1 protein-coding gene is annotated in these 1,511 nt (G+C 65.4%); it reads right to left on the bottom strand.

Annotated elements, in window-relative coordinates:
- A partial coding sequence (locus MUO23_03775; GenBank protein ID MCJ7512071.1) for a DUF3160 domain-containing protein occupies nt 1–1,272 on the bottom strand: 1,272 nt, incomplete at its 3' end.
- Nucleotides 1,273–1,511 lie beyond the last annotated feature (239 nt).

The following is a 1,511-nucleotide window of genomic DNA, read 5'->3' as shown; positions in this document are numbered from 1 at the left end:
GGGAAGGACTTTGTCGAAGACAAGGTTCTGGAAGATGTTGGCATCCATGGTGAAGCGCTGCCCCATGAAGCGCCAGCCTTTCTCGACAGCCAGGTCGGCGGTCCAGTCAACGAAGATGGAATTGATCTGCGGCGCCGGAAGATCGGCGGCGGATGCTTGGAACTCCACCCATCGAGCTTCGTCGGCGAGGGCGAGCGGCGTCGCGTTCGGTCCGTAGACCTGGTCCATCAACTGGGCGTACTCTATCGGCCCGGCGTCATCTGTCGGGCCGATCAGGAAATCCAGGGTGCGGTGCACATCCGCCCAGGCCTCGGAGGCCGGCTTGCCGTCGGCCTCCGCCCGACGCAGGGCCAAGGTAATCACCAGCGGTAGCCGTGAGGGCTGGAAAGCAGGGTCGTCGGCCTGGGCGAGGGGGAAGTGTACTCGGCCCAGCCAGGTCAGGCCGCGGAAGTAATGCTCGAGCCCGGGGTCACCGGCATAGTGACCCACGGGCTTGTAGGCGCCGTAGTCGTCCTCGAAACCGGGGAAGAGGACGGACTTGTCACGACCGCCTGCGGCCAGGATCTGATCAATCTGTTGTGCCACCAGGTCGGGGAGCGCCTGCGAATCGGGTGCCTCCGGGTCGAAGAGATGGATGGCAACGTCGAGATACGCTTCGGCCAGCTGCACGTCGCCCTCGAGGGCGGTGCCGGCTGTTTCGTCGGCAAACGACCGGACTTCGTCTCGCGTTGCCAGGAGAATCCTCGCCATCTCGGGGCGCAGGACCTGGCGCTCGAGCGCCTTGAGCAGGTCATCAAAGAGCAGGTGCAGGGCGTGGTAGGCCTCATCGGTCGTTCGGAAAAACGGCTGGCCTAGGGCGAAGGCCGTTCCGTAGCGGATGTCGTTGAATTGCTGCTCCCCGCTGCGGATGACAACGAACCCGTTCTCGGCAAGGAAGGAGCGCTGCGCCTCCGTCAGTCCGTCGAGGACATGGGGATTCGCCACACCGGCAAGGTCCACCGGCAAGGCGATCGGGGTGCCGGCGTAGGCCTGAGGCGACCAAGGCTGAGGCGTGGCAAAGGCAAATGGCAGAGTCAGGTCGACGGCGAACGGCGCCAGGGAAGGCGTCCCGGCGGAGGAGGCCGAGGTGGTTGAGCGGGCGGCGGGTGTCTCAACACCTGCAGCGCGAGAGGGCTGGTCGGCAGGGGAGGTCTGGGTGGCTTGACCCTGGCAGGCTGCCACCCCTGCCCATAGGATGAAGCAGCCGGCGAGGGGCGAGATCCACTTGCGCATGTCGCACATCCTGTCGAACTCAAGATGGGGAGATGAATTGCGGACAAGGATAGTCGCAAAGGGGTGCTTCAGCAATAGGCGGGCGGTGGAGGCGCAGCCTTCCGGGGATGTCCGCGTGCGGCTCGTCGTTGCCCGCGCCCTCCATCGGATCGTCCAAGGTCATCGTCTGCGATCGCCGTCGGCGCGCATCGGCGCTGGAACCCCACCAGCGCATGTTCGTCCCTTGCCCCGGTTCGTTC

The organism is Anaerolineales bacterium, from assembly GCA_022866145.1.
Taxonomy (GTDB): Bacteria; Chloroflexota; Anaerolineae; order Anaerolineales; family E44-bin32; genus PFL42.
This window is presented reverse-complemented; position numbering and strand designations above follow the sequence as displayed.